This window comes from Bradyrhizobium sp. HKCCYLRH1034 (assembly GCF_051168375.1).
GTDB lineage: Bacteria > Pseudomonadota > Alphaproteobacteria > Rhizobiales > Xanthobacteraceae > Bradyrhizobium.
In genome coordinates, this window is record NZ_JBNPUW010000009.1 from 33714 (window position 1) to 57425 (window position 23712).

Consider the following 23712-nt stretch of genomic DNA (forward strand, 5'->3'; position numbering starts at 1 on the left):
GCCCGTGAGACAGAACATGTTCATGAAAGCGGCGGCGGCCTTCGCCGCCGTCGTGGCGATGTCGGCCGTCCTGTCGACGGCTGCCCTCGCCCAACAACAAGATGGCAGCGCCGCACATAGCCAGGTGGACATCGGCAAGACGACGTTCGCTCAGAAGTGCTCGCACTGCCACGGCCCCAACATGGTGAACTCCGGCACGGTGACGCCCGACCTGCGTCGGTTTCCCGATGACCAGCCTCGTTTCGTCACCACGGTGAAGCAGGGCAAGAACGGTCGCATGCCGCCCTGGGGCGACATTCTCAGCGATGACGAGATCACCGCGCTGTGGGCCTATGTCTCGAGCCGGAGAGCGCAGTGATGCGCCATCTCTGCCGTTGGCTGACTGCCTTGATGATCTCGACAGTGTCGTCAGCCGCCTTAGCCGCTGACGACGTGCTGCGCATCTGCCTTGACGAAAATCTTCCGCCGCTCTCGGTCCATCATCGTGGCAAGCCCGGCAACGGTTTCGACGTCCTGCTCGGTCAGGCAATCGCCGACCGCCTTGGCAGAAAGCTCGAGATCCAGTGGTACGAAAGCAAATTGGACGAAGATTCCAGTCCAGCGCTGGAGGCGAACGCACTGCTCTCGGACGGACGCTGCTCGCTGCTCGGCAGCTATGCGTTCACCCAGGACGGATTGGTCGCGCCCGGCGTCAAGACAGCCAAGCTGCCGGACTTCGATGGCGCCACCCGCGACGACCGCCGCCGCCGCGTTCCGCTCGGCACGCTGATGCCGAGCAAGCCGTACATGTTCTCAACACTGACCGTCGTTCTCGGACCTTCCGCGAAACAGCGCCCGATTACCGACATCGGCGACCTGGCAGGGCTGCGGCTGGCAATCGAGAGCGGCACGTTGGCGGATGCAATCCTGATGACGTTCGACAAGGGACGGCTGATCGACGACATCACGCATTTGATTCCCACGCGGGATGATCTGCTCGGGGCGCTCGAACAGGGCAAGTTCGATGCGACCCTGCTCGATGGCAGACGTTTCGATGCGTATCGGGCGGCTCATCCCGACACCAGGCTCGGCGGGTCGGGCTACAGCTATCCGATCGGCGTGAACCGCGGTTATGTCGGGCTGACCAGTTCGGCCGAACTCATCGCATCGGTCGACAAGGCCTTGACGGAACTCGACGCCTCCGGGGCCCTGCCTAATCTTGGTCGGTCCGCCGGACTGACCTATCTTCCACCGCGCGAGCCGGTGATTCTCGGTGATGCATTCCAGAGGATCATCCGGAGCGGCGCACGCTAGCGCGGCTACCTCACGACCGCTCAGCGGGCCGCAGTCTTATGAACCGACGACGGCACGACGCCGAAATATTTGCGGAAGACACGGCTGAAGTGCGACGAACTCGAGAAACCCCACGAGAACGCGACATCAGTGATGGTCTTGCCGCTCTGCGTCTCCAGCTCCTGCCGGCAATGCTGAAGCCGGGCCCGCCAGATGTAGTCGCTGACCGTCATGCCACGATCGCTGAACACCATGTGAAGGTAGCGCTTGGTGCACCCCAGAGCCGCCGAAATCTGATCGATGCACAGATCGGGATCGCGCAGATGCTCGCGGATGAAGGCTTGAGCGCGGATATAGACCGCCTCGGGTCCCGCCCGATCCAGCATTCGATCGGCTTCACGCAGCGGCAACAGCAACAGATCGATGAGCGATTCGGCGACGCTGACAGCCGAGTTGGGCGAAAGCCGGGTCGCCTCATCGAACGCGGCATGGGTGACGTCATGCGCAATCCGACCGGTCCCGCTCCGCGCAGACAGCTTGTATGCAGGCATCTTTTCCGACCGGAAGCCGCGTTCCTGCAATAGCTCCTTCGGCACGATCACGACGTCATGGCGGGTCAGGGCGGGGCTGATGATGGTGTGCGGTAACGAGACGTCATAGGCGAGGCAATCGCCCGGGCCGATCTCGATCTGGCGGCCATCCTGCTCGAAATAGGACGTTCCATAGGTCTGGAACAAGATCTTGATGTAGGGATGTGCAGCCTTTTGCGCACGCGCATAGGTATGCGCAATACGGTGCTGGCTGGCCTCGATCTGGCAGAGCTTCAGGCGCGACACCGTCGTGAAATTGATGCGCCCTTCGAATGAGGCGCCCTCCAGCGGATCGACATCGAAACGTCCGCACAGGTCGGTCAGTGCATCTGACCAACGCTGGATCTGGCTCTTCGGTGAGAATCCCGAAGTATTAAGCGAGCGGATCGTGTCGGACATGTTTCATCCACCGATTCATGATCGAAACGCAACGGGTCCGCCGCCGGACGGCGAACGAGACTGTAGCAAGATTGCTCCCATTTTAAGGCCGCGACTTTCGCGGCGCACTTCGTTCCATAACTTCCCTCGCATGATCCTCCGCCTTCGTCTCTGTAAGGTCAAGGGAAACGTCAACCTTCGGTGGAACCGCGGTGCTGTAAATTGATGCTCCGCAGCAAGAATGGCGCTCATGTTGCGGACCAGCAAAGCAAAATCTCCTTCAAAAACTTCTATTCGCTTCACTCTTGAGCAAGCTCTTTTCTCTTTTGGGCAAGTTTCCCGGTCGGGAAGTGGATATTCAATGATGCCGAAAACGAATACTGGGCCGCGTGCTGCGGAACCTCAGTTGAACCCGGGAGGAAAGACGATGCGAAGAGTGCTACTCGCAACATGTCTGACGTCAGTCGCGGCGCTTGCCGCGGGTGGCGCGTGGGCCAGTGAAGAGCTGGTCAAGATGTCGGCCAACCCGAAGGACTGGGTGATGCCGGCGGGAGACTACGCCAATACGCGTTACTCCAAGCTCAATCAGATCAACGCTCAGAACGTCGGCAAGCTGCAGGTCGCGTGGACCTTCTCCACCGGCGTGCTGCGCGGCCACGAAGGCGGACCGCTCATCATCGGCAACTTGATGTATGTGCATACGCCGTTCCCGAACAAGGTGTATGCGCTCGATCTCGCGCAGGACAACAAGATCGTCTGGAAGTACGAGCCCAAGCAGGATCCGAACGTCATTCCGGTGATGTGCTGCGACACCGTCAACCGCGGCGTCGCCTATGGGGACGGCAAGATCTTCCTGCATCAGGCCGACGACAAGCTGGTGGCGATCGACGCCAAGACCGGCCAGCACGTCTGGACCGCCGTCAATGGCGATCCGAGCAAGGGACAGACCGGAACCTCGGCTCCGCTCGTGGTGAAGGACAAGGTGTTGGTCGGCACGTCCGGCGGCGAGTTCGGCGTCCAGTGCAGCATGACCGCTTACGATATCAAGAGCGGCAAGCAGGTCTGGAAGGCGTACTCCGAAGGTCCGGATGACCAGATCCTGTTCGACGCCAACACCACGGCGCTCGGCAAGCCGGTCGGCAAGGACTCGAGCTTGAAGACCTGGCAAGGCGATCAGTGGAAGACCGGCGGCGGCTGCACCTGGGGCTGGATCTCCTACGATCCGCAGCTCGACATGGTCTATTACGGGTCGGGCAATCCCTCGACCTGGAATCCGAAGCAGCGTCCCGGCGACAACAAGTGGTCGATGACGATCTTCGCCCGCCATGCCGACACCGGCGTCGCGAAGTGGGTCTATCAGATGACGCCCCACGACGAGTGGGACTATGACGGCGTCAACGAGATGATCCTGTCCGACCAGTCCATCAACGGCCAGCCGCGCAAGCTGCTCACGCACTTCGATCGTAACGGCCTCGGCTATACGCTCGACCGTGCCACGGGCGAGTTGCTCGTTGCCGAGAAGTTCGACCCGAAGGTGAACTGGACCACCGGCGTCGACATGGACAAGAACTCTGCAACCTACGGCCGTCCCAAGGTCGTCGATCAGTATTCGACCGACAAGCAGGGTGAGGACGTCAACACCAAGGGCATCTGCCCGGCGGCGCTGGGCACCAAGGACGAGCAGCCGGCGGCCTACTCGCCGGATACGCAACTGTTCTACGTGCCCACCAACCATGTCTGCATGGACTACGAGCCCTTCAAGGTGAGCTACACCGCAGGTCAGCCCTATGTCGGCGCAACCCTGTCGATGTATCCGCCGGCGGGTGAGACCCATATGGGCAACTTCATCGCCTGGGACGGCAAGACCGGCAAGATCGCCTGGTCGAACAAGGAGCCGTTCTCGGTGTGGTCGGGTGCGCTCGCGACGGCCGGCGGCGTGGTGTTCTACGGAACGCTCGAAGGCTACCTCAAGGCGGTCGATGCCAAGACGGGCAAGGAGCTCTACAAGTTCAAGACCCCGTCCGGCATCATCGGCAACGTCACGACCTACGAGGCAGGCGGCAAGCAGTATGTCGCCGTGCTCTCGGGTGTCGGTGGCTGGGCCGGCATCGGTCTCGCGGCGGGCCTGACGGATCCGACCGCCGGTCTCGGTGCGGTCGGCGGCTACGCAGCGCTGAGCAACTACACCGCCCTGGGCGGCGCGCTCACCGTGTTCTCGCTCCCGCAGCAGTGAGCTAGGCACCTGCTTCCGGCGCATGGATCTCGTCCATGCGCCGGTTCGCCTGCCCCAGAAAATTAAGGGAAGACGCCCTTGCGTAGAATCTGTTTTGCGGTCGCCACGGCTCTGTTCCTGGCAACCGGCGGGATGACTGTCGCCGAAAATGCCTGGGCGGAAAGTCCGGGAGATCCTGCGGCCGTCAAGTCCGAGGACGGGAAGTACTTCGATAAGGATGGCAATCCGACCTACAAGGTGGGCGCCGACGGATCGGTCGACTGGTACACCTACTCCGGATACCGCCGCTATCATTCCGAATGCCACGTCTGCCACGGGCCCGACGGCATGGGATCGACTTATGCGCCTGCGCTGAAGGACTCGGTCAAGACCATGAGCTACGGCGATTTCATCGGTGTCATCGCCAGCGGCCGCAAGAATGTCAGCACGTCCCAGGAGAACGTCATGCCGGCTTTCGGCGACAATCCGAACGTGGCCTGCTACATGGACGACCTCTACATCTACCTGCGTGCCCGCGGCAATGACGCGGTAGGACGCGTTCGCCCGGCCAAGCACGAGGACAAACCGCCAGCCTATACGGAAGCGGAGAACTCCTGCATGGGCAAGAAATGACTGACGACGGGGACCGCGGCTGAACAGTTTCCCTGGGCAGCGTCGCGGGCTCAAGAGAATGAAAGAGGAGTTTGAGACATGAAGACGCGCGCCGCGGTCGCTTTCGAAGCCAAGAAGCCGCTGGAGATCGTCGAGGTCGACCTCGAAGGGCCGAAGGCCGGCGAGGTACTGGTCGAGATCAAGGCCACCGGCATCTGCCACACCGATGCCTACACGCTCGACGGTTTCGACAGCGAGGGCATCTTCCCCTCGATCCTCGGCCATGAGGGCGCCGGCATCGTGCGCGAGGTCGGCCCGGGCGTGACCTCGGTCAAGCCCGGCGACCACGTCATTCCGCTCTACACACCGGAATGCCGCCAGTGCAAGAGCTGCCTCAGCCGCAAGACCAATCTCTGCACCGCGATCCGCGCCACGCAGGGCAAGGGCCTGATGCCCGACGGCACGTCGCGCTTCAGCTACAAGGGCCAGGCCATCTACCACTACATGGGCTGCTCGACCTTCTCCAACTTCACCGTGTTGCCGGAGATCGCGGTCGCCAAGATCCGCGAGGACGCGCCCTTCGACAAGAGCTGCTATATCGGCTGCGGTGTCACCACCGGCGTCGGCGCGGTCGTCAACACGGCCAAGGTCACGCCCGGCTCGAACGTCGTGGTGTTCGGCCTCGGCGGCATCGGGCTCAATGTCATTCAGGGCGCCAGGATGGCGGGGGCCGACAAGATCATCGGCGTTGACCTCAATGACAGCAAGGAGGAATGGGGCCGCCGCTTCGGCATGACCCATTTCGTCAACCCGAAGAAGGTGACCGGCGACATCGTCCAGCACCTGGTCGCGCTGACCGACGGCGGTGCCGACTACACCTTCGACTGCACCGGCAATACCACGGTGATGCGCCAGGCGCTGGAAGCCTGCCATCGCGGCTGGGGCGAATCGATCATCATCGGTGTCGCCGAGGCCGGCAAGGAGATCGCGACCCGCCCATTCCAGCTCGTCACCGGACGCGTCTGGAAGGGCACGGCGTTCGGCGGCGCGCGCGGGCGCACCGACGTTCCCAAGATCGTCGACTGGTACATGAACGGGAAGATCGAAATCGACCCGATGATCACCCACACGCTCAAGCTCGAAGACATCAACAAGGGCTTCGACCTGATGCATGAGGGCAAATCGATCCGTTCCGTCGTCGTGTTCTGACCCCAAGCACGCAAAACTGAGGAGGATTGCGCCATGACTGTCCACATCCATCCGTCCGTCGATAACGGCGTCAAACAGGGAAGCGGCCATTTCGCCGGCGGCACGCTGGTCTGCAAATGCCACGACCGGCCGGTCAAGGTCGGCATCAAGGGCGATGTCGCGCATAACCACGCGTGCGGCTGCACCAAATGCTGGAAGCCCTCCGGCGCGACCTTCTCGGTCGTTGCCGTGGTGCCGCGGCAGAACGTCACGGTGCTGGAGAACGGCGACAAGCTCAAGATCGTCGATCCCTCCGCCGTCATCCAGCGCTATGCCTGCACCGGCTGCGGCACGCATATGTATGGCCGCATCGAGAACACGGGCCACCCGTTCTACGGCCTCGACTTCATTCACCCCGAGCTGTTCCAGGAGCAGGGTTCGGCCGCGCCGGGCTTTGCGGCCTTCGTCTCCTCGGTGATCGAGTCGGGCGTGAAGCCGGAACAGATGGGCGAGATTCGGGCGCGATTGAAGGAGCTGGGGCTCGAGCCCTATGACTGCCTGTCGCCGGCCCTGATGGATGCGATTGCCACCCACGTGGCGAAAGCAAAGGCGGCCTGACGGCCGCCACGGACCAAGCGTACAACTGAAGCGTTCCTTCCTGAAGACTTGGTGCCTCGCCTGCCCCACGCCGGCGAGGCATTCTTTTTTTGTCGCCGCTTTGGTCAGGCGGCCGCCATTGTCGTCGGCGCATCGCCCATTGTTCCGTATTTGCATTGCAGCGGGCTGCACGCGCAGCGCTCGTCTGCTCTGACACCACACGCGCCTGTGTAGACCGATGCCTGTCCCGGTCTGCTATCATCAGTAGTCTTCCGACAACTCTCAATTGATCCGGCGCGTGCACGTAAGGACATGTGGTCCCGCGCGCGTCCACCAACGATCAGAACCAGCGACCATTGGTCCGACAGAGCGAGGGCGAACATGATCAAGGTGAAAATCAACGGACAGGAGCAGAGCTGGGATGGCGATCCGAGCCTGCCGCTGCTGTGGTATCTGCGCGACGAGCTGGGTTTGACCGGAACGAAATACGGGTGCGGCGCAGCGCTGTGCGGCGCCTGCACCGTGATAGTCGACAAGGAAGCGGCGCGCGCCTGCATCACCGCAGTGTCGGATGTCGCGGGACGAGAGGTCACCACCATCGAAGGTCTGCATCCGACCGGAGATCATCCGGTGCAGAAGGCATGGCGGCAGGTCAACGTGCCGCAATGCGGCTTCTGCCAGGCCGGGCAGATCATGCAAGCGGCCGCACTCTTGAACGAGAATCCCAAACCGTCGCATGACCAGATCAGGGATGCGATGGCCGGCAACATCTGCCGCTGCGGCTGCTATCAGCGCATCGAGAATGCGGTCCATCTGGCCTCGACGGGGGTGTGATCATGAACATCATCGCAAATCCCGACATCGCAAAGTCCGCGTCTCGCCGCGGCTTCGAGCGCCATCTCAAGGTCGAGAACGTCTCGCGCCGTACCATCCTGCAGACGCTGGGCCTCGCGGGCGGGTTCGTGCTCGCGGCTCCCTTGCTGTCGCGCCCGGCGTTTGCCGCCTATGAAACCGGCGCCGGCAAGATGCCGCACGGCACCGTGGTCGATCCCAAGGTTTTCGTTTCGATCGCCCGCGACGGCATCGTGTCGATCCTCGCCCACCGCTCCGAGATGGGCACAGGCGTGCGTACCAGCCTGCCGCTGATCGTGGCGGAGGAGATGGAAGCCGACTGGTCGCGCGTGCGCGTCGTGCAGGCCCCCGGCGACGAGGTGAAGTTCGGCAACCAGGATACCGACGGTTCGCGCAGCACGCGGCATTATCTGCTGCCGATGCGACAGATCGGCGCCATGGCGCGGGCGATGCTCGAAGCCGCGGCGGCCCAGCGCCTCGGCGTGCCGCCGAGCGAAGTGAAAGCCGTCAATCATGAGGTCGTGCACAGCGCCAGCGGCCGCCGCCTCGGCTTCGGCGAGCTCGCGGCCGATGCCGCCAGTCTGCCGGTGCCTGCGGTTGACACTGTGCAGCTGAAATCGCCGAAGGACTTCCGCTATCTCGGCAAGGGTCAGGTCAGCATCGTCGATCTGCACGACATCACCGTCGGCAAGGCGCGCTACGGCGCCGATGTCCGCCTGCCCGGCATGAAATACGCGGTCATCGCCCGGCCACCGGTGACCGGCGGCAAGGTCAAGTCGTTCGATCCGGCCGAGGCGCTGAAGGTGCCCGGCGTCGAGCAGGTGATCGAGGTCAAGGGCTGGCCCTGGCCGTCGAAGTTCCAGCCGCTTGGCGGCGTCGCGGTGATCGCGCGCAACACCGGCGCCGCGATCAAGGGCCGCGACGTGCTCAAGATCGAGTGGGACGACGGCGCCAATGCGAGCTACGACTCTGTCGCCTATCGGGCCGAGCTCGAGGCCGCCGCGCGCCAGCCGGGCCTCGTCGTACGCGAGGAAGGCGACGTCGAGGCCGCGCTGAAGTCGGCCGACAAGGTGATCACCGGCGAGTACTATCTGCCGCATTTCGCCCATGCCAGCATGGAGCCGCCGGTCGCGGTCGCCGACGTCAAGGGCGACAAGGCCGAGATCTGGGCGCCTGTGCAGAGCCCCGGCGGCACGCACGAGGATGTCGCCAAGACGCTGCAGATCCCGCCGGAGAACGTCACCGTCAACGTCACCCTGCTCGGCGGCGGGTTCGGGCGGAAGTCAAAATGCGACTTCGCGCTCGAGGCTGCCCTGCTGTCGAAGACGCTGGGCGCACCGGTCAAGGTGCAGTGGACACGCGATGACGACCTCCATCACGATTTCCTGCACACCGTGTCGGTGGAGCGCATCGAAGCCGGGCTCGACAAGAGCGGCAAGGTGGTGGCCTGGCGCCACCGCAGCGTCGCGCCGACCATCCTGTCGACCTTCGCGGCGGGCGCCGATCATGCCGCGCCGTTCGAGCTCGGCATGGGCCTCGTCGACATGCCGTTCGAGATCGCCAACATCCAATGTGAGAATCCCGCCGCCAAGGCGATGACCCGCATCGGCTGGTTCCGCTCGGTCTCGAACATCCCGCGCGCCTTCGCCGTGCAGTCGATGGTCGGCGAGATTGCCCACGCGACCGGCCGCGACCAGAAGGACATGCTGCTCGATCTGATCGGCACTCCGCGCGTCCTGAAGCTCGCCTCGGTGAAGGATCTCTGGAACTACGGCGAGCCTTACGAGAGCTATCCGATCGACACCGGCCGGCTGCGCCGCGTCGTCGAGTTCGTGGCCGAGAAGGGCAATTGGGGCCGCTCGGTGCCCAAGGGCCACGGCCTCGGCATCGCCGCGCATCGCAGCTTCGTCAGCTACATCGCCACCATCGTGGAGGTGTCGGTCGACGACAAGGGCAAGCTCGTGGTGCATCAGGTCGACACCGCGATCGACTGCGGCACCTTCGTCAACCCCGAGCGCATCGCCTCGCAGCTCGAAGGCGCCGCGATCATGGGGCTGAGCCTCGCCAAATATGGCGAGATCAGCTTCAAGAGTGGCCGGGTGCAGCAGCGCAACTTCGACGACCATCCGGTGGTCCGAATCGACGAGGCGCCGCTGGTCACCAACGTGCACATCGTGCCCGTTGATGCCGACACGCCGCCGAGCGGCGTCGGCGAGCCGGGCGTGCCGCCATTCGCGCCGGCGCTCGCCAACGCGATCTTTGTCGCCACCGGCAAGCGCCTGCGGGCGCTGCCGATCGGCAATCAGCTCGCGACCTGAGCTTGCAGCAATCAGCAGATCATCGGCCGGAGCGATCCGGCCGATGACCACGCCAGAAGAAGCAGGATCAGTCAGCGCCCGTAGCGCACCGAGGCATAGCGGCCGATCACGGCGGACGGCGAGGTTTGCATCACCGCGCTCGAGACCGGCGTCACCGGCACCTTCCGCCTCACCGTGCGCAAGGACATGGACATCACCTGGCCGTTCGCCGAGAACGCCACCCACCTGATGTCGATCGGCCTCGACGAGGATCTCGATGACGCCGCCAAGCAGGCGGTGCGCGAGATGGTCAAGCACGTCTGCGCCCGCACCAACCTGTCGCGCAACCAGGCCTACATGCTGTGCTCGCTGGCCGGCAATCTGCGCGTCACCCAGCTGGTCGACGGCAACAAGGGCATCTACATGCTGCTGCCGAAATCCTATCTGTAGGCCCTCCTCTACCGGTTCACGAAGCGGTCGTGCGCGGTCAGCACGACCTGGCCGTTGGCATCGACCGCCTGGAAGGTGACATCGGCATCCACAGACTCGGGCATGGTCAGCGTCACCCGCAGCGCCTCCGAGCCGTCCGGCTCGACCTCGATCGCACCCGCCGCCGCATGGCCGACGATGGCGAGCGCCGCATCGATGCCGCTGATGCCGAGCTTGAAGCTCTGCACGGCGGACGACTTGTTGAGCAGCTTCACCGTGTAGCCGTTGCGCACCGAGCCATCCGACAGCCGCACCGACATCGGATCGCGATCATGCTGCACCGACAGCACGGCGGTGGTCTTCGTGACGAACGACACAGCGATCACGCCGGCCACAGCGACGCAGGCGAGCGCGAGCCCGATCGTCTTCGGCCGCACCAGCCGTGAGACACGCGGCTCGCCGACACGCCCACGCTCGATGTTGCGCCAGCTCTCGTAGTCGATCAGGCCGCGCGGACGGCCGAGCTTGGCCATCACGCCGTCGCAGGCATCGACGCAGAGGCCGCAATTGATGCAGGCGAAGCTCGGCCCCTGGCGGATGTCGATGCCGATCGGGCAGACGGCGACGCAGGCGCCGCAATCGACGCAATCGCCGGCCGGCAGCCCCTGCGACCGCGCCTCGGCGGCCTTCTTCGCCGACATCCGGGTCTCGCCGCGATAGTCGCGATAGTTCACCGTGAAGGCTTCCGGATCCCAGATCGCGCCTTGAAGACGCGGCCACGGGCACATGAAGGTGCAGACCTGCTCGCGCGCGAAACCGGCGAGGCCATAGGTCGTGCCGGCGAACACCAAGGTCCAGGTCAGCGCGGTCGCCGACATCTCGCCATGCAGGACATCGCGCACCAGCTCCGGCGCATCGGTGAAGTAGAAGATCAAGGTGCCGCCGGTGCCGAGCGCGATCGCCATCCACAGCGCGTGCTTGGTGGCGATCTGTGCGATCCGCCGCGCCGTCAGCGGCGCGCCGACATTCTTCAGCCGCTGCCGGCGGTCGCCCTCGACGAGGCGCTCGACCAGCAGGAAAAGGTCGGTCCACACCGTCTGCGGACAGGCGAAGCCGCACCACAGGCGGCCGGCCAGCGCGTTGACCAGAACGAGGATGAACGTCGCCAGCAGCATCGCCGCGGTGATGAGATAGAGATCCTGCGGCCAGATCTCGGCGGGGCCAAGATAGAGCTTTCCGTGGGCGAAATCGAGCAGCACGGCCTGGCCTGGCGCATTCGGCCCGCGGTTCCAGCGCACGAACGGCGTGATGTAGTAGACGGCGAGCGTCAGAACGAGAATCAGCCATTTCAGCCGCCGGATTGGCCCCTTGACGCCCTGCGGAACCACCGGGCCGCCAGCGCTGCGCAACGACCGTGCCGGGCCGCGGGCCTGACCCTGGCCCCTGCTTGGGCCCTGGCCCTGCGCCATGCGCCGCGTCTTGGCGTGATCGATCTCGATGGTGATGGCCACGGCTGCCCTCGTTCGCTCGGCTGATGCAGGGCAACGATAGGCGGCGGTGCCCGGCGGCTCTTTGTCGGGCCACAAACTTGCGAACGGCTGGCAGCGCCTGTTTGCGCGGGAACAACGATAGTTCCCGTCCGACAGGCGATGAGAGGCGCGGCGCCGCGAGCGCCACGGCGTCAGTCGCAGCATCCGGAGGGATGGCTGCGGCTGCCGCGCTTGTTGGATAGCGCGCGTAGCGACGCTCGCTGCTCGTCTCTCCCCGCGCGCGGGGAGAAGGCGCGTACCGGCATTGCGGCGGCGACGTCCGTTCCGATCGGCAGCGTCAACGTGCTGCACACGACGTGTGGTCCAGCCCCTCTCTCAAACGATCTTGATCGACATGTCCGGCAGGCCCTCGAGCTTGCACAAGAGCACGTCGCCCTTGACGACCGGGCCGACATTCTCCGGCGTGCCGGAATAGATGATGTCGCCGGCCTTCAGCTCGAACGCCTCGGACAGTTTCGCGATCTGCTCGGCGACGCTCCAGATCATCTTGGTGAGGTCGGAGTTCTGCCGGACCGTGCCGTTGACCGCGAGCGAGATCGCGCCCTTGGTGAAGTGGCCGACCTTCGCCACCGGATGGATCGGGCCGAGCACGGCGGCATGATCGAAACTCTTGCCGATCTCCCATGGCTTCTTCTCGGCGGCCATGCCGTTCTGCAGGTCACGGCGGGTCATGTCGAGGCCGAGCGCGTAGCCATAGACATGATCGAGCGCGGACTCGGCGGGAATGTTGGTGCCGCCGGATTTCAGCGCCGCGACCAGTTCGACCTCGTGATGATAGTTCTTGGTCAGCGACGGATAAGGATGATCGGCGACCTCGCCGATCGCGACGTTCTGGATCGCGTCGGTCGGCTTCTGGAAGAAGAACGGCGGCTCGCGGTTCGGATCGGAGCCGCGCTCGATGGCATGCGCCGCGTAGTTGCGCCCGATGCAGTAGATGCGGCGGACGGGGAACACGCCCTGCTCGCCGGCGATCGGAATGGTGGTCGCCGGCACGGCGAAGATCGGCTTCGGCCCGGCCTGTGCAGCGGCAGGGTAGGTGTCCGTCATGATCGCAGCCGCTGCCGCGGCGCTGCCGGCGACGAGGAGATCGCGGCGTGAGGTGTCTGCCATGGGGTTCCTCCTGGATCAGCCGTTGCGGCCGGCTGATTTGTTGGTGGTGGCGCGCCAGCATCGGCGCCCCGCTCAACTGATAAGCATATCCAGTATGCCAGCGCCACCATGCGCGCACGCGCCGTCGCCCTCGCAGCGCAACACGCGCCCGAAGCGATGCTCGAGACCCTCGCCGGAAACGCGAGGGCGCAGGGGAGGCCGGACCTCGACTGAGGCCCGTGGCCCGCCTGCGGAAAAAATGCAGGCGGCAGGAACCACAGGTTCAGCCGGACAGACCCGGCCTTCCCTGCGCGATGGGTGAACGTCTGCTCCGAGCTCTCCCCGGGGACCGGCTTGTTTGCCCCCGTCACCTGCGCAACCCGTCAGGTCGGCATCAGGCTTGGCGCCAGCATCGGGGCGCCAGGACCACACGGCTTGAACGTCCGCGAGCTGACAGTCGTCTTGCGCAAAAGCGCCTGACAGACCCGCGGCCACCGCTCCCCGCCTCAACGTATCGTGACGACGCGTACGCCCCTCTGCATGAGGCGGGATGGAGGGATGAGAGCATCTTTTCCGATAAAACGAAAGTGGGAAATTTTTGCGCCGAGATCTGGACAGAGGTGATCGCGCTGAGCGCGCTGCGGAATTTTCGTTTTCGGCGCAGGCACGATCTGGATCATGAGAGGGGTTGCGGGACGGCGCATCTTGTCGCGCCCGAGCCCGAGTCGCCCGACGGGCACGCACCGCCATCGGCACGCGCGTAGCCCGGATGAGCGCAGCGACATCCTGGGGGTCCCCTACGCCTCGTGCGATCCAGGACATCGCTGCGCTCACCCGGGCTACGCTACAGTCAGGCGTCGCGAAGGACGACCGCAGGCGGGCACCCGGCACGTGATCTGCCGGACCTTCGCTGGCGTTTCCTCGTTATTCAAACCTGACGGCGCAACCGCCATGACCGAGCCGACACCACCGAGGAGACGCCGCATGCTGCTCTGGCTCGCAGGCGCCACCGTGCTTGTCCTCGCCGGCGCCGCCATTGCCGCAGGGCCGCTTATGAGCCGGGTCGAACATCCCAGATACGACGTCGTTTCGCGCGATGGCGACTTCGAAATCCGCGCCTATGCACCGATGATCATCGCGCAGGCCGAGGTGCAGGGCGCGCGCAAGCCGGCGATCGAGGAAGGCTTTCGCATCATCGCCGGCTACATTTTCGGCGCTAACCGTGCGAAAGCCAAGATTGCGATGACGGCACCGGTGCAGCAGCAGGCGACCGCGCTGCCGACGGCGGGCGACGAGACCGCCAGCGATCGCTGGAGCGTCAGCTTCGTGATGCCGTCGAGCTGGACGCTGCAGAAGCTGCCTCCACCGGAAGACGCGCGGATCAAGCTGACGGCCGTCCCGGCTCAGCGCATGGTCGCACTCACCTTCTCAGGCTCCACCTCCGACGGCATCGTCGCCGAAAAGACCCGCGCACTGCGCGACTACGCACAGCGCAAGGGGCTGACCGTCGCCGGATCGCCGCTGCTCGCGTTCTACAATCCGCCCTGGACCCTGCCGGTGCTGCGGCGGAACGAGGTCATGCTGGCGTGTAGTTGCTAAAGCGAGCTGAGAGAGAGCGGCCTGATTTTGCAGTCAAGGTCGGCTCGCAACTGTCACCACGGCGCGCGACGAGCTCCCTCTTTGGCTTTGCCGAGTGCTCTCCTCGGTCATTCCGGGGCGCGCGCAGCGCGAACCCGGAATCCATCCTTCAGCACGTCGCGCGGCTCGATGGATTCCGGGCTCGTCGCGCTGGCGCGCGCCGCCCCGGAATGACGCGAGATCAAACGCGCCAAAACCCATGTCGTGACTTCAATCGGAGATTAGCCGCCTCACCCCTCGATGATCGCCACCGCCCGCGTCCATCCGGCCGAGGCGCGCTCGATCTTGACCGGGAAACACGACACCATGAACCCCGTCGACGGCAGTTGCTCCAGATTGTGCAGCTTCTCCAGGTGGCAATAGCCGATGTGGCGTCCGGCCTTGTGGCCTTCCCAGATCAGCGCGGCATCGTGGGTCTCGGCGTATCTCTGCGCGGTGAACACGAACGGCGCGTCCCAGCTCCAGCCGTCGGTGCCGGTCAGGCGCACGCCGCGTTCGAGCAGATACATCGTCGCCTCATAGCCCATGCCGCAGCCGGAATTGACGTAGTTGGCCTGGCCGAAGCGCGCGCCGGCCGAGGTATTGACCACGACGATCTCGAGCGGCGACAGCGTGTGGCCGATGCGCTTGAGCTCATCCTCGACATCCCTCGCGGTCACCACATAGCCGTCCGGGAAACGACGGAAGTCGAGCTTCACGCCCGGCTGCAGACACCACTCCAGCGGCACCTCGTCGATGGTCCAGGCGCGCTCGCCACGATTCATCGTCGGATGAAAATGCCAGGGCGCATCGAGATGCGTGCCGTTGTGGGTCGAAAGATTCACCTGCTCGACCGCCCAGCCCTGCCCGTCCGGCAGATCCTCGGCTTTCAGCCCGTCGAAGAACTGCAGCATGCGCGGCAGGCCCTGCTGATGGTCGATATAGGTGATGGTCGGATGATTGCCGGGCGGATCGGCGGGCACGTCGTTCTGCAAGGGCACGGAGATGTCGATCAGTCTGCGGGCCATGGGCGGTCCTCTCGCTTTGTCGTTATTGGTTGTTGTCGTCGGCAGCAGGATCAGACGTCCTGCCGCTCGACCTTGTTCTTCAGGATGCCGATCTTCTCGACCTCGAGCTCGATCACGTCGCCATGCTCGAGATACCAGCCGAGCTCGAGACCGCAGCCGTTGCCGACGGTGCCCGAGCCGATGAACTCGCCGGGCATCAGGGTCTCGTCCTTGCTGATATAGGCGATCAGCTCCTCGAACGAAAACAGCATGCCCTCGCTGACGCCACGCGAGCGGACCTCGCCGTTGACCCGCGCCTCCATCTTCAGGCGATAGGGGTCGCAGATCTCGTCCGGGGTCACGATCCACGGCCCCATCACGTTGCCGCCGTCAAAGCTCTTGCCTTTGGAGGGGCCGAGCCGGCCGTCCATCTCGATGCGCTGCGTGTCGCGCGCGGAGAAGTCGTTGAAGATCGTGAAGCCGAAGATGTGATCGCGCGCCTTCGCGGCCGGAATATCCTTGCCTTTGCCCCTGGTGATGATGCCGAACTCCAGCTCATAGTCCATCACCTTGCTGTAGCGCGGCCATTTCACCGTCGTGTTCGGGCCACGCACGCTGAAGCGGTTGGTGATGTAGAAGATCGGGACCTTGCGATAGACCTCGGGCAATTCGCCGAGCGGCTCGGCATCGATGCGCGCGAGCTCCTGCGCGTCGCCGCGCTGCCGCGCCGCGAGCTTTCGCTGGCCGCGCGGCGCCTGCAGGATGTGCAGCGGAAACGACATGCCGTCGCGCATCTGCCGCGGCTCCGGCACCGGGGCCAGCAGCTCGGTGCCGCCGACGTCGCGCGAGAGGCTTTCGTCGCTGCCATGGCGCTCGACCAGCGCGCGTGCTGCGTCGAGCGCGGCTTCGCCGGCATCGATCAACGACAGCATCGAGCCGAACGCCGGATTGCTCTTGCCAGCGCGGTCGGCGGCCGCGGCGAGGTCGAAAAGCTTGGAATCGCCGCCATGGACGACGCCGATCCGCTCCCCGCCTTCCGCCCGAAATGTCGCAAGTTTCACGCTGGCCTCCCCTTGTGTTCTGTCTAAAAATATACAAACATATAAAATATCGATAAACAAGAGGCGTCCGAGAGACGGGCGCCCGGGGAGGAGTCAAGGATGCGTCATCGGATCATCAGCGCTGCGCTCGGATCGGTGCTGGCCACGCTTGTGCTCACATCTGCGACACGCGCCGAGAAGATCCAGATCGGCTGCACCGCCACCTCGGACTGCGCCTCGGCGATGGTCGCGGTCGATGAGGGTCTCTTCAAGAAGCACGGGCTCGACGCAGAGATGGTGCTGATCGGGATCAACTCGAACATCCCCGCAGCCATCCTCTCCAACTCGATCCAGATCGGCGGGCCGACATCGACCGTGTTCCTCCAGGCCGCCGACGGTGGGCTCGACCTCGTCGCGGTCTCCGGCGCCTCGATCATGAACAAGACCTCGAACGATGCGGTCGCCGCCTTCGTGCGCAACGGCATCACCATCACTGGGCCGCAGGACTTCAAGGGCAAGAAGGTCGGCGCCCCCGGCATCGGCGCCTTCCTGCACGTGCTGTTCGTGAAATGGCTGGTCGAGAAGGGCGTCGATCCACGAAGCGTCAACTTCGTCGAGGTGACGTTTCCGACCATGGCCGACACCATCAAGTCGGGCGGCGTCGATGCGGTGCTGACGGCCGAGCCGTTCGTGACGCGCATGACCAATGCCAGCCTCGGCACGGTCGGCGCGCGCTACGCCGCCGAACTCGCCCGCACCGAGCCGATCATCTTCTATGCGGCCTCGCGCGAATGGGCCGAGAAGAACCCGGAGACGGTGAAGAAATTCCGCGCCGCCATCGCGGAGGCCGCCCCAATCGTGAACAATGATCGTGAGAAGGCCTCGGCCGCCATCGCCAAGTTCACCAAGCAACCGCTGGAGCTGGTCAAGCTGACGGCGCCGAACTACGCCGAGCCGGTGCTGAAGCCCGAGCAGCTGGCGTGGTGGATCGACGTGATGTCGGCGCAGAAGATGCTGCAGACCAAGCTCGACCTCAAGACATTGATCCTCAACTGATGACGGCAACGAACCCGATCCTGCAGACTGAGCCGACGAGCGGCGACACGCTCAGCGAGCGCGCCGCCGCGCTGATCGAGCGCGACATCGTCGCCGGCATTCTGGCCCCCGGCTCGCGTCTGGGGATCGTCGAGCTCGCCAGGCGCTACGAGATCGGGCCGACGCCGCTGCGCGAGGGGCTGTCGCGGCTGGTATCGCGCGGCCTGATCGTCGGCATCGGCCAGCGCGGTTTTCGCGTCGCCGAGGTCAGCCGGGACGATCTCGTCGACATCACGCGCATGCGCACTGTCGTGGAGAAAGAGGCGCTGCGGCTGGCGATGCAGAGCGGCGACGACCAATGGGAGGCCGGCATCATCGCCGCGCTCCATCAGATGCGCCGCTACATCCAGCGCATGCAGACCGAGTTCCGCGAAGGCGCGCCGGAGTTCGATCGCTTGCACAAGGCGTTTCACACCGCGCTGCTGGCGGCCTGCGGATCACGGCGCCTGCTCGCCGCTCATTCGGATCTCTACGACCAGGCCTATCGCTACCGCCGCGTGATGATGCGCAGCTTCGAGGATGGCAGCGGATTCATCAAGGAGCACGAGACGCTCGCCGACCTCGTGCTCGCGCGCAATGCCGCCGCGGCCCAGGCGCGGCTTGAGGCACATCTGTGCTCGACCGTCGATATCGTCTATCCGCATCCGAAGGGAGCCTGAGATGGCAGAGCCTGCCCTTGCATTGGTGCAATCATCTCCCTCGCCTGCGCGCGCGCAGATCGCCTTCGACGATGTCGCGCTGGTGCTCGGCGGCAAGACGATCATCGACACGATCAGTCTGGAGGTCGGAGCTGGCGAGATCCTGTGCGTGGTCGGCGCCTCCGGCTGCGGCAAGACCACGGCGCTGCGGCTGGCGGCCGGGCTGTACCAGCCGACCGGCGGCAGCGTGCGCTTCGAGGGCGAGGCGATGCGCGCGCCGCGGCGCGAGATCGCCGTCGTGTTCCAGGACTATGGCAAGGCGCTGCTGCCGTGGCGCACCGCCGCCGGCAACATCTCGCTGGCCTTGGAGACGATCGGAATGCCCTCCGCACAGCGCGAGGCGCGCATCGCCGAGTTGCTCGCCAAGGTCGGGCTCGCCGGCCATGCGGCCAAATATCCGACCGAGATGTCGGGCGGCATGCAGCAGCGGCTGCAGATCGCGCGCTGCCTCGCGCAGGATCCGAAGGTGCTGCTGATGGATGAGCCGTTCGGCGCGCTGGACGCGATGACGCGCCAGGGACTGCAGGACGAGATGCTGGCGCTGGTGGCGGCGACCGGCGCCACCGTCGTGTTCGTCACGCATGATCTCGAGGAGGCGATCTATCTCGGCGACCGCGTGGTCGGCCTGCTGCCGCATCCCGGCCGCGTCGGCTTGGAATTGAAGATCGGCCTGCCGCGGCCGCGCGACCAGTTGGCGACGCGCGAGCATCCGGAGTTCCTGCGGCTGCGGCGCGAGTTGTTCGACTTCATCAAGGCGAGCGAATGACGATGCCGGATCGCATCAAGCCCGTCCTGCTGCCGTTCGCGGCACTGCTCGTGTTCGAAGCTTGGATGCGGCTCGCCGGCGTGCAGAGCGACTCGCTGGCGCCGCCGAGCGCGATCGCGCTCGCCTTGCTGGGCGCGCTGACCGACGGCTCGCTGCTGGCGGCGACGCGCGACACGCTCGCCTCGGTGTTCGCCGGCCTCGCGCTCGGCGGCACCATCGGCCTCGTGCTGGGCATCGCGCTCGGCCTGTCGCCTGTCTTCAACCGGCTGATGGAGGTCACGATCGAGGCGATCAGGCCCATTCCTTCAGTGGCGCTGCTGCCGATCGCGCTGATCGCGCTCGGCTTCGGCTATCGCATGGAGATCGCGATCGTCGCCTTTGCCTGCGTCTGGCCGGTGCTGATCGTGACGCGTGCCGCGGTGGGCGGCATCGAGCCGCGGCTGATCGAGGTGGCGCGCGTGCTGCGGCTGACGCAGCGCGATCGCATCAGGAAGATCGTCATCCCCGCCGCCCTGCCCCGCATCTTTCTGGCGTTCCGGCTCGCCGCCGGCATCGCGCTGATCGTCGCGGTCACGGTGGAGATCGCGATCAACCCGCTCGGCCTCGGCGCCGCCATCATGACCGCGCAGCAGGCGTTGCGGCCCGATCTGATGCTGGCCTATCTGGTATGGATCGGCGTGACCGGGTTTGCGCTCAATACCGCGCTGATGGCTGCACAACAAAGCTTGTTCGAGCGCGCGGCCGCGATGGGAGACCCCGCATGAAGTGGTCGGTCGCCGCCTGGCGCCTCGCCAGCTTCGCCGTCGCCGCCGGCATCATCGTGCTGTGGCAGTGCGCCGCCGATCAGCGGCTGATATCACCGGTGTTTCTTCCCAGCCCCGACCGCGCCTGGGCGGCGCTGCTGCGCGGCTTCACGAGCGGCGATCTCCTGACCAAGCTCACGGGCACCCTCACGCATATGGCCTATGGCTGGCTGCTCGCCTCCGCCGCCGGCATCGCGCTCGGCGCCATGATCGGCTCCTCGAAGGCGATGCGCATCTACGTCGCACCGACCCTGGAGCTGCTGCGGCCGCTGCCGGTCTCAGCGATCATTCCTGTCGCCATCGCCGTTCTTGGACTGAGCCAGGGCATGGCGCTGTTCGTGATCGCGTTCGGCTCGCTGTGGCCGCTGCTGCTCGGGACGATCCACGGCTTCGCCGCGGTCGAACCACGACTCTACGAAGTCGCGCGGGTGCTGCACATGTCGCGGCTCGCCGTGATCTTCAAGATCGCGCTGCCATCGGCGGCACCCGACATCCTCGCCGGCATGCGGCTGAGCCTCACGGTCGCGCTGATCCTCGCCGTCGTCTGCGAGATGCTCGCCGGTCTCGACGGCCTCGGCCAATGGGTGCTGCTGTCGGCGCGCTCGTTCCGCTCGGCGGATCTGTTTGCCGGCGTGATGCTGCTCGGAATCATCGGCTACACGACCGCGCTCGCGATGGGCGCGGCCGAGAGCCGGCTGCTGCGCTGGCAGCACGCGCGGCGCTGAGGCTCCGGTCGCACGCGCCCGGTCGGCGACGCGGCGTGGGGCGATCTCGATCTCACACTGTCGCGGAGATATCACCGGCTTGGAGGAGCGCGACTGGACCGAACGCCCATGGGGCCGATTGCGGGGGCCAGAGCACCACCCCACCCCCCTGAAAGAAAGAGGCCGCCGACACACGAAGTGCAGGCGGCCCAAGTCCAGGGAGGAAACGCCCCAAGAAGGGCTAGTTTTTACTTACTAGATCAGGAGAGTCGTGGGTATCCGGATGATACCGGAGGTTGTCATCGCGCTGACGGGTTCCATATCCCGACCGAGATACCGCCAGGTTACGCCGCCTGACGCTCCTCATACCCAACAAATTCCGTGACCTTCTCGGCATTGGAGTCGACCCACCCTGCCATCGGTCCTCCTCCTGCAACGACTGCTCGCGGGGCGCGCGAACCCTCCTCGACACCGGCGGCACGGCACAATGCGAGCCGCGACTTGTAGGTGGCGATCTCAAAAGTCTCGAATGTTGTTGGCGAAGGTGTTCTTCAGGAACTCGTCGCCGAACATCGCATGTTCGATCGCCGCCAAGAGCGGGACCTTCTCAGCGCCACATGGTTGGTGTGACAAGATGCGCGTCATCGGTTCGTTTCCGACCGAGAGCGCCAGGGCTTTGTGCAGCCTCATCGACATTGGGCGCAGGCTCGATTGCTGGCGCGTGGTCGAGCTGGATCACAGGAACCGCGGCGGGGTGTTCCGGAGCGCTGCGCTGATCGCGCGCGCAAGGGAAAGCGGAACTTGCCGAATCACTCGGCTGGTCAACGGGGTCGTGCATGTGGCAGCTCCGAGCCCTGAAGCGGCGATTACTAATCCCTTCCGAGACTAGGCGATATCAACTGCGTTAATCCATGCGCGATCTCGCCGCGTGCGGCCGATTCACCCGCAAGGCGGCGGACGACCGTGTGCTTGCCATCCGTTCGTGGCTGCTCGATGACGCCTCCCGCACTGCACGCGGAATCGTGATGGCCGTTCCGCCGGCATCAGCGCACGCGCGCGCCGACGCGGTCGAGCAGTGCCGCACCGGTGCGGATGCCATTGTAGAAGCAGTCGATCGTCATGTTCTCGTTGGGCGCGTGATTGGCCTCGTCGGCATTCGCATAGGGAACGACGAAGGCGGGAATGCCGAGGAGCTTGGTGAAGACGTAGTCCGGCAGACTGCCGCCGGTGCACGGGAATTCGAGCGGTGTAAGGCCATGCGCGAGCGCGATGGCATCGCGCACGATCGCGCCAAAGGGCGAATCGAGCGGCACGCGCGACGGCAGCATGCCGCCGCGCCGGATGAACTCCACCTCCGGCGCATGGCGCTTCACATGCGCCTCCACCTTCGCCAACACGTCGTCCGGCGTCATCGCCTCGACCAGGCGGATGTCGCATTTGGCGAAGGCCTCGCAGGGCAGCACGGTCTTGCTGCCCGGTCCGCCATAACCGCCGTGCAAGCCGTTGATGGTCAGCGTCGGATGGAACATCAGACGTTCGTAGTAGCCGCGGTCGGGCGGCGCATCGAGATGGCTGAGACCGAGGCTCGCCTTGGCGGCATCGAGGTCCAGCGGCAGGCGCTTCACGGCAGCAATGTCCAGCTCGCTCGGCGGCACGATTGCGTCATGCAGCCCCTCGATGGTGATCTCGCCCGCGGCATTCTTCATCGTCCCGAGCAGGTGGACCAACGTCCAGATCGGATTCGGCACGATGCCGCCGAGGTTGCCGGAATGCACGTCGCGGCTGGCGTGCTTCGCGCGCAGCTCGAACGAGCACATGCCGCGCACGCCATAGGTCATGGTCGGCCGCCCCGAGGGGTGCATCGGCCCGTCCGCGGTGACGACGAAATCGGCCTTCAGCCCATCGCGATGCTCAGCGACGAAATCGGCGATGCGCGGGCTGCCGATCTCCTCCTCGCCTTCGAGCAGAAAGATCACATTGCAGGGCAGCTCGCCATGCACTCGGAGATGGGATTCGATCGCCATGAGCTGCGCGAAATGCTGCCCCTTGTTGTCGCCGATGCCGCGGGCATAGATGCGCCCATCGCGGATGGTCGGCTCGAACGGCGGGCTCAGCCACAGCTCCAGCGGATCCGGCGGCTGCACGTCGTAGTGCCCGTAGAGCAGCACGGTAGGTGCGCCCGGCTTCTTCTGCCAGCGTCCGAGCACCATCGGATGCCCGGCGGTCGCGATCGTCTCGGCGTCGAGGCCCATCTCCTGCAGCATGGCGACCAGCAGTGCGGCGACCTCGGTGATGCCGATGTTATGAGCGCTGATCGAGGGATGCCGGACATAGTCCATCACGCGGGCCAGGAAATCCTGCTTTTGATTCTCGATGTGAGCGAACACTGCCTTCAGGCCAGCAGATGGACGCGGCAGGCTACGCTCTTCATTCATGATGTCGGCTTTCGGCGCGTGCGGTGGACGGACAGGCTCATGTTCGATCGAATTGGACCGAAAAGCAAATCACGCGCGGAGCGAGCCCCGCGCGTGATCGATTGACCGCTCGATGCGGCGCGATGCTCAACCCTTGACGGCCGCGACCACGATCTCGATCAGCGCGCCGCCGCCGAGATCGGAGACGCCGACCGTGGCGCGAACCGGCAGGTCGTCGCCGAAGAACGCAGTCCAGGCCGCATCCATCTCCTTCTTCTTCGACAGGTCGGTGACGAAGATCTGGCCGGAGACGACGCGCGACCTGTCGGTGCCAGCTTCCTTCAGGAAGCCGTCGATCTTGCCGAGGATGTTGCGGGTCTGGTCGCCCATCGACACCGAGGTATCGTCGGCGATGGTGCCGCCGATGAAGACGAAGCCGTTGGCCTCGACGATGCGGTGGTGGATGGCGGAGCGGATCTTGCGGGTGATGGTCATCATGTCC

The 23712-nt window shown here is 65.1% G+C and carries 22 protein-coding genes and 1 pseudogene; 15 read left to right on the forward strand and 8 right to left on the reverse strand.

The window, feature by feature from the left end:
- Window positions 1–16 precede the first annotated feature (16 nt).
- Together ACQR0W_RS21695 and ACQR0W_RS21700 are read left to right on the forward strand one after the other, a co-directional pair.
- Window positions 17–358: a c-type cytochrome gene (locus tag ACQR0W_RS21695; protein WP_315713215.1), complete on the forward strand. Its 342-nt coding sequence runs from the start codon at window positions 17–19 to the stop codon at window positions 356–358.
- Window positions 358–1293: a substrate-binding periplasmic protein gene (locus ACQR0W_RS21700; RefSeq protein WP_316169867.1), complete on the forward strand. Its 936-nt coding sequence runs from the start codon at window positions 358–360 to the stop codon at window positions 1291–1293. The genes ACQR0W_RS21695 and ACQR0W_RS21700 overlap by 1 nt, the downstream gene beginning before the upstream one ends.
- 20 nt (window positions 1294–1313) lie before the next feature.
- Here the strand turns inward: ACQR0W_RS21700 and ACQR0W_RS21705 are convergent, their stop codons facing one another.
- Window positions 1314–2261: a helix-turn-helix domain-containing protein gene (locus tag ACQR0W_RS21705; protein ID WP_315713217.1), complete on the reverse strand. Its 948-nt coding sequence runs from the start codon at window positions 2259–2261 to the stop codon at window positions 1314–1316.
- A 406-nt stretch (window positions 2262–2667) separates the two neighbouring features.
- Here ACQR0W_RS21705 and xoxF5 point away from each other — a divergent pair, with 406 nt between their 5' ends.
- From xoxF5 to ACQR0W_RS21740, 7 genes and pseudogenes are all read left to right on the forward strand, one after another.
- On the forward strand, window positions 2668–4473 hold the full coding sequence (gene xoxF5, locus ACQR0W_RS21710; protein WP_315713218.1) for a lanthanide-dependent methanol dehydrogenase XoxF5: 1806 nt from the start codon (window positions 2668–2670) through the stop codon (window positions 4471–4473).
- A gap of 132 nt (window positions 4474–4605) precedes the next feature.
- On the forward strand, window positions 4606–5085 hold the full coding sequence (locus ACQR0W_RS21715) for a c-type cytochrome, methanol metabolism-related (protein ID WP_315713645.1): 480 nt from the start codon (window positions 4606–4608) through the stop codon (window positions 5083–5085).
- A gap of 78 nt (window positions 5086–5163) precedes the next feature.
- A complete protein-coding gene (locus ACQR0W_RS21720) occupies window positions 5164–6273 on the forward strand; it encodes an S-(hydroxymethyl)glutathione dehydrogenase/class III alcohol dehydrogenase (protein WP_315752806.1) in 1110 nt (369 codons plus the stop codon).
- A 33-nt stretch (window positions 6274–6306) separates the two neighbouring features.
- Window positions 6307–6870 carry an S-(hydroxymethyl)glutathione synthase gene (gfa, locus tag ACQR0W_RS21725; protein ID WP_315713222.1) on the forward strand — a complete coding sequence of 188 codons (564 nt, stop codon included), beginning with the start codon at window positions 6307–6309 and terminating at the stop codon, window positions 6868–6870.
- 360 nt (window positions 6871–7230) lie between these two features.
- A complete protein-coding gene (locus tag ACQR0W_RS21730) occupies window positions 7231–7683 on the forward strand; it encodes a (2Fe-2S)-binding protein (RefSeq protein WP_315741262.1) in 453 nt (150 codons plus the stop codon).
- A 2-nt stretch (window positions 7684–7685) separates the two neighbouring features.
- Complete coding sequence (locus tag ACQR0W_RS21735) at window positions 7686–10019, forward strand: xanthine dehydrogenase family protein molybdopterin-binding subunit (protein WP_316169758.1); 2334 nt, start codon at window positions 7686–7688, stop codon at window positions 10017–10019.
- A gap of 105 nt (window positions 10020–10124) precedes the next feature.
- Window positions 10125–10448, forward strand: a pseudogene (locus tag ACQR0W_RS21740) (acetamidase/formamidase family protein); the annotation flags it as partial.
- Window positions 10449–10456: 8 nt separating this feature from the next.
- On the opposite strand, the gene ccoG reads toward ACQR0W_RS21740, so the two are convergent.
- Both ccoG and ACQR0W_RS21750 read right to left on the reverse strand, forming a co-directional pair.
- Complete coding sequence (gene ccoG, locus ACQR0W_RS21745; protein ID WP_316169759.1) at window positions 10457–11938, reverse strand: cytochrome c oxidase accessory protein CcoG; 1482 nt, start codon at window positions 11936–11938, stop codon at window positions 10457–10459.
- 354 nt (window positions 11939–12292) lie between these two features.
- Window positions 12293–13087 (reverse strand): fumarylacetoacetate hydrolase family protein, encoded by a 795-nt coding sequence (locus ACQR0W_RS21750; protein ID WP_315752802.1) that lies wholly within the window; start codon window positions 13085–13087, stop codon window positions 12293–12295.
- Between the two features lie 963 nt (window positions 13088–14050).
- Here ACQR0W_RS21750 and ACQR0W_RS21755 point away from each other — a divergent pair.
- Complete coding sequence (locus ACQR0W_RS21755) at window positions 14051–14665, forward strand: SOUL family heme-binding protein (RefSeq protein ID WP_316187016.1); 615 nt, start codon at window positions 14051–14053, stop codon at window positions 14663–14665.
- A 269-nt stretch (window positions 14666–14934) separates the two neighbouring features.
- On the opposite strand, the gene ACQR0W_RS21760 is transcribed toward ACQR0W_RS21755, so the two are convergent.
- Together ACQR0W_RS21760 and ACQR0W_RS21765 are read right to left on the reverse strand one after the other, a co-directional pair.
- On the reverse strand, window positions 14935–15711 hold the full coding sequence (locus tag ACQR0W_RS21760) for a cyclase family protein (protein WP_315713232.1): 777 nt from the start codon (window positions 15709–15711) through the stop codon (window positions 14935–14937).
- Between the two features lie 50 nt (window positions 15712–15761).
- Window positions 15762–16751, reverse strand: coding sequence for a fumarylacetoacetate hydrolase family protein (locus tag ACQR0W_RS21765; RefSeq protein ID WP_316187017.1), 990 nt, complete (start codon window positions 16749–16751; stop codon window positions 15762–15764).
- A gap of 99 nt (window positions 16752–16850) precedes the next feature.
- Between ACQR0W_RS21765 and ACQR0W_RS21770 the strand changes: the two genes are divergently transcribed.
- From ACQR0W_RS21770 to ACQR0W_RS21790, 5 genes are read left to right on the forward strand one after another with little or no spacing between them, the layout of a single operon-like run.
- The gene (locus tag ACQR0W_RS21770; RefSeq protein WP_315825201.1) at window positions 16851–17786 is read left to right on the forward strand and encodes an ABC transporter substrate-binding protein; all 936 of its coding nucleotides are present in this window, start codon (window positions 16851–16853) and stop codon (window positions 17784–17786) included.
- Window positions 17786–18484, forward strand: a complete 699-nt coding sequence (locus ACQR0W_RS21775; RefSeq protein ID WP_316187018.1) for a GntR family transcriptional regulator — start codon at window positions 17786–17788, stop codon at window positions 18482–18484. The genes ACQR0W_RS21770 and ACQR0W_RS21775 overlap by 1 nt, the downstream gene beginning before the upstream one ends.
- 1 nt (window position 18485) lies before the next feature.
- A complete protein-coding gene (locus ACQR0W_RS21780; protein WP_315825203.1) occupies window positions 18486–19289 on the forward strand; it encodes an ABC transporter ATP-binding protein in 804 nt (267 codons plus the stop codon).
- The gene (locus tag ACQR0W_RS21785; protein WP_316187019.1) at window positions 19286–20053 is read left to right on the forward strand and encodes an ABC transporter permease; all 768 of its coding nucleotides are present in this window, start codon (window positions 19286–19288) and stop codon (window positions 20051–20053) included. Before ACQR0W_RS21780 ends, ACQR0W_RS21785 begins: the two co-directional genes overlap by 4 nt.
- The gene (locus ACQR0W_RS21790; protein WP_315752795.1) at window positions 20050–20817 is read left to right on the forward strand and encodes an ABC transporter permease; all 768 of its coding nucleotides are present in this window, start codon (window positions 20050–20052) and stop codon (window positions 20815–20817) included. The genes ACQR0W_RS21785 and ACQR0W_RS21790 overlap by 4 nt, the downstream gene beginning before the upstream one ends.
- 495 nt (window positions 20818–21312) lie before the next feature.
- Here ACQR0W_RS21790 and ACQR0W_RS21795 read toward each other — a convergent pair whose 3' ends face one another.
- The 3 genes from ACQR0W_RS21795 to ACQR0W_RS21805 all read right to left on the reverse strand — a co-directional run bounded on the left by ACQR0W_RS21795 (window position 21313) and on the right by ACQR0W_RS21805 (window position 23705).
- Window positions 21313–21492: a hypothetical protein gene (locus ACQR0W_RS21795; RefSeq protein ID WP_316174186.1), complete on the reverse strand. Its 180-nt coding sequence runs from the start codon at window positions 21490–21492 to the stop codon at window positions 21313–21315.
- A gap of 347 nt (window positions 21493–21839) precedes the next feature.
- A complete protein-coding gene (locus ACQR0W_RS21800) occupies window positions 21840–23231 on the reverse strand; it encodes a M20/M25/M40 family metallo-hydrolase (RefSeq protein WP_316187020.1) in 1392 nt (463 codons plus the stop codon).
- 126 nt (window positions 23232–23357) lie between these two features.
- On the reverse strand, window positions 23358–23705 hold the full coding sequence (locus ACQR0W_RS21805) for a RidA family protein (protein WP_316187021.1): 348 nt from the start codon (window positions 23703–23705) through the stop codon (window positions 23358–23360).
- Between the last annotated feature and the right edge of the window lie 7 nt (window positions 23706–23712).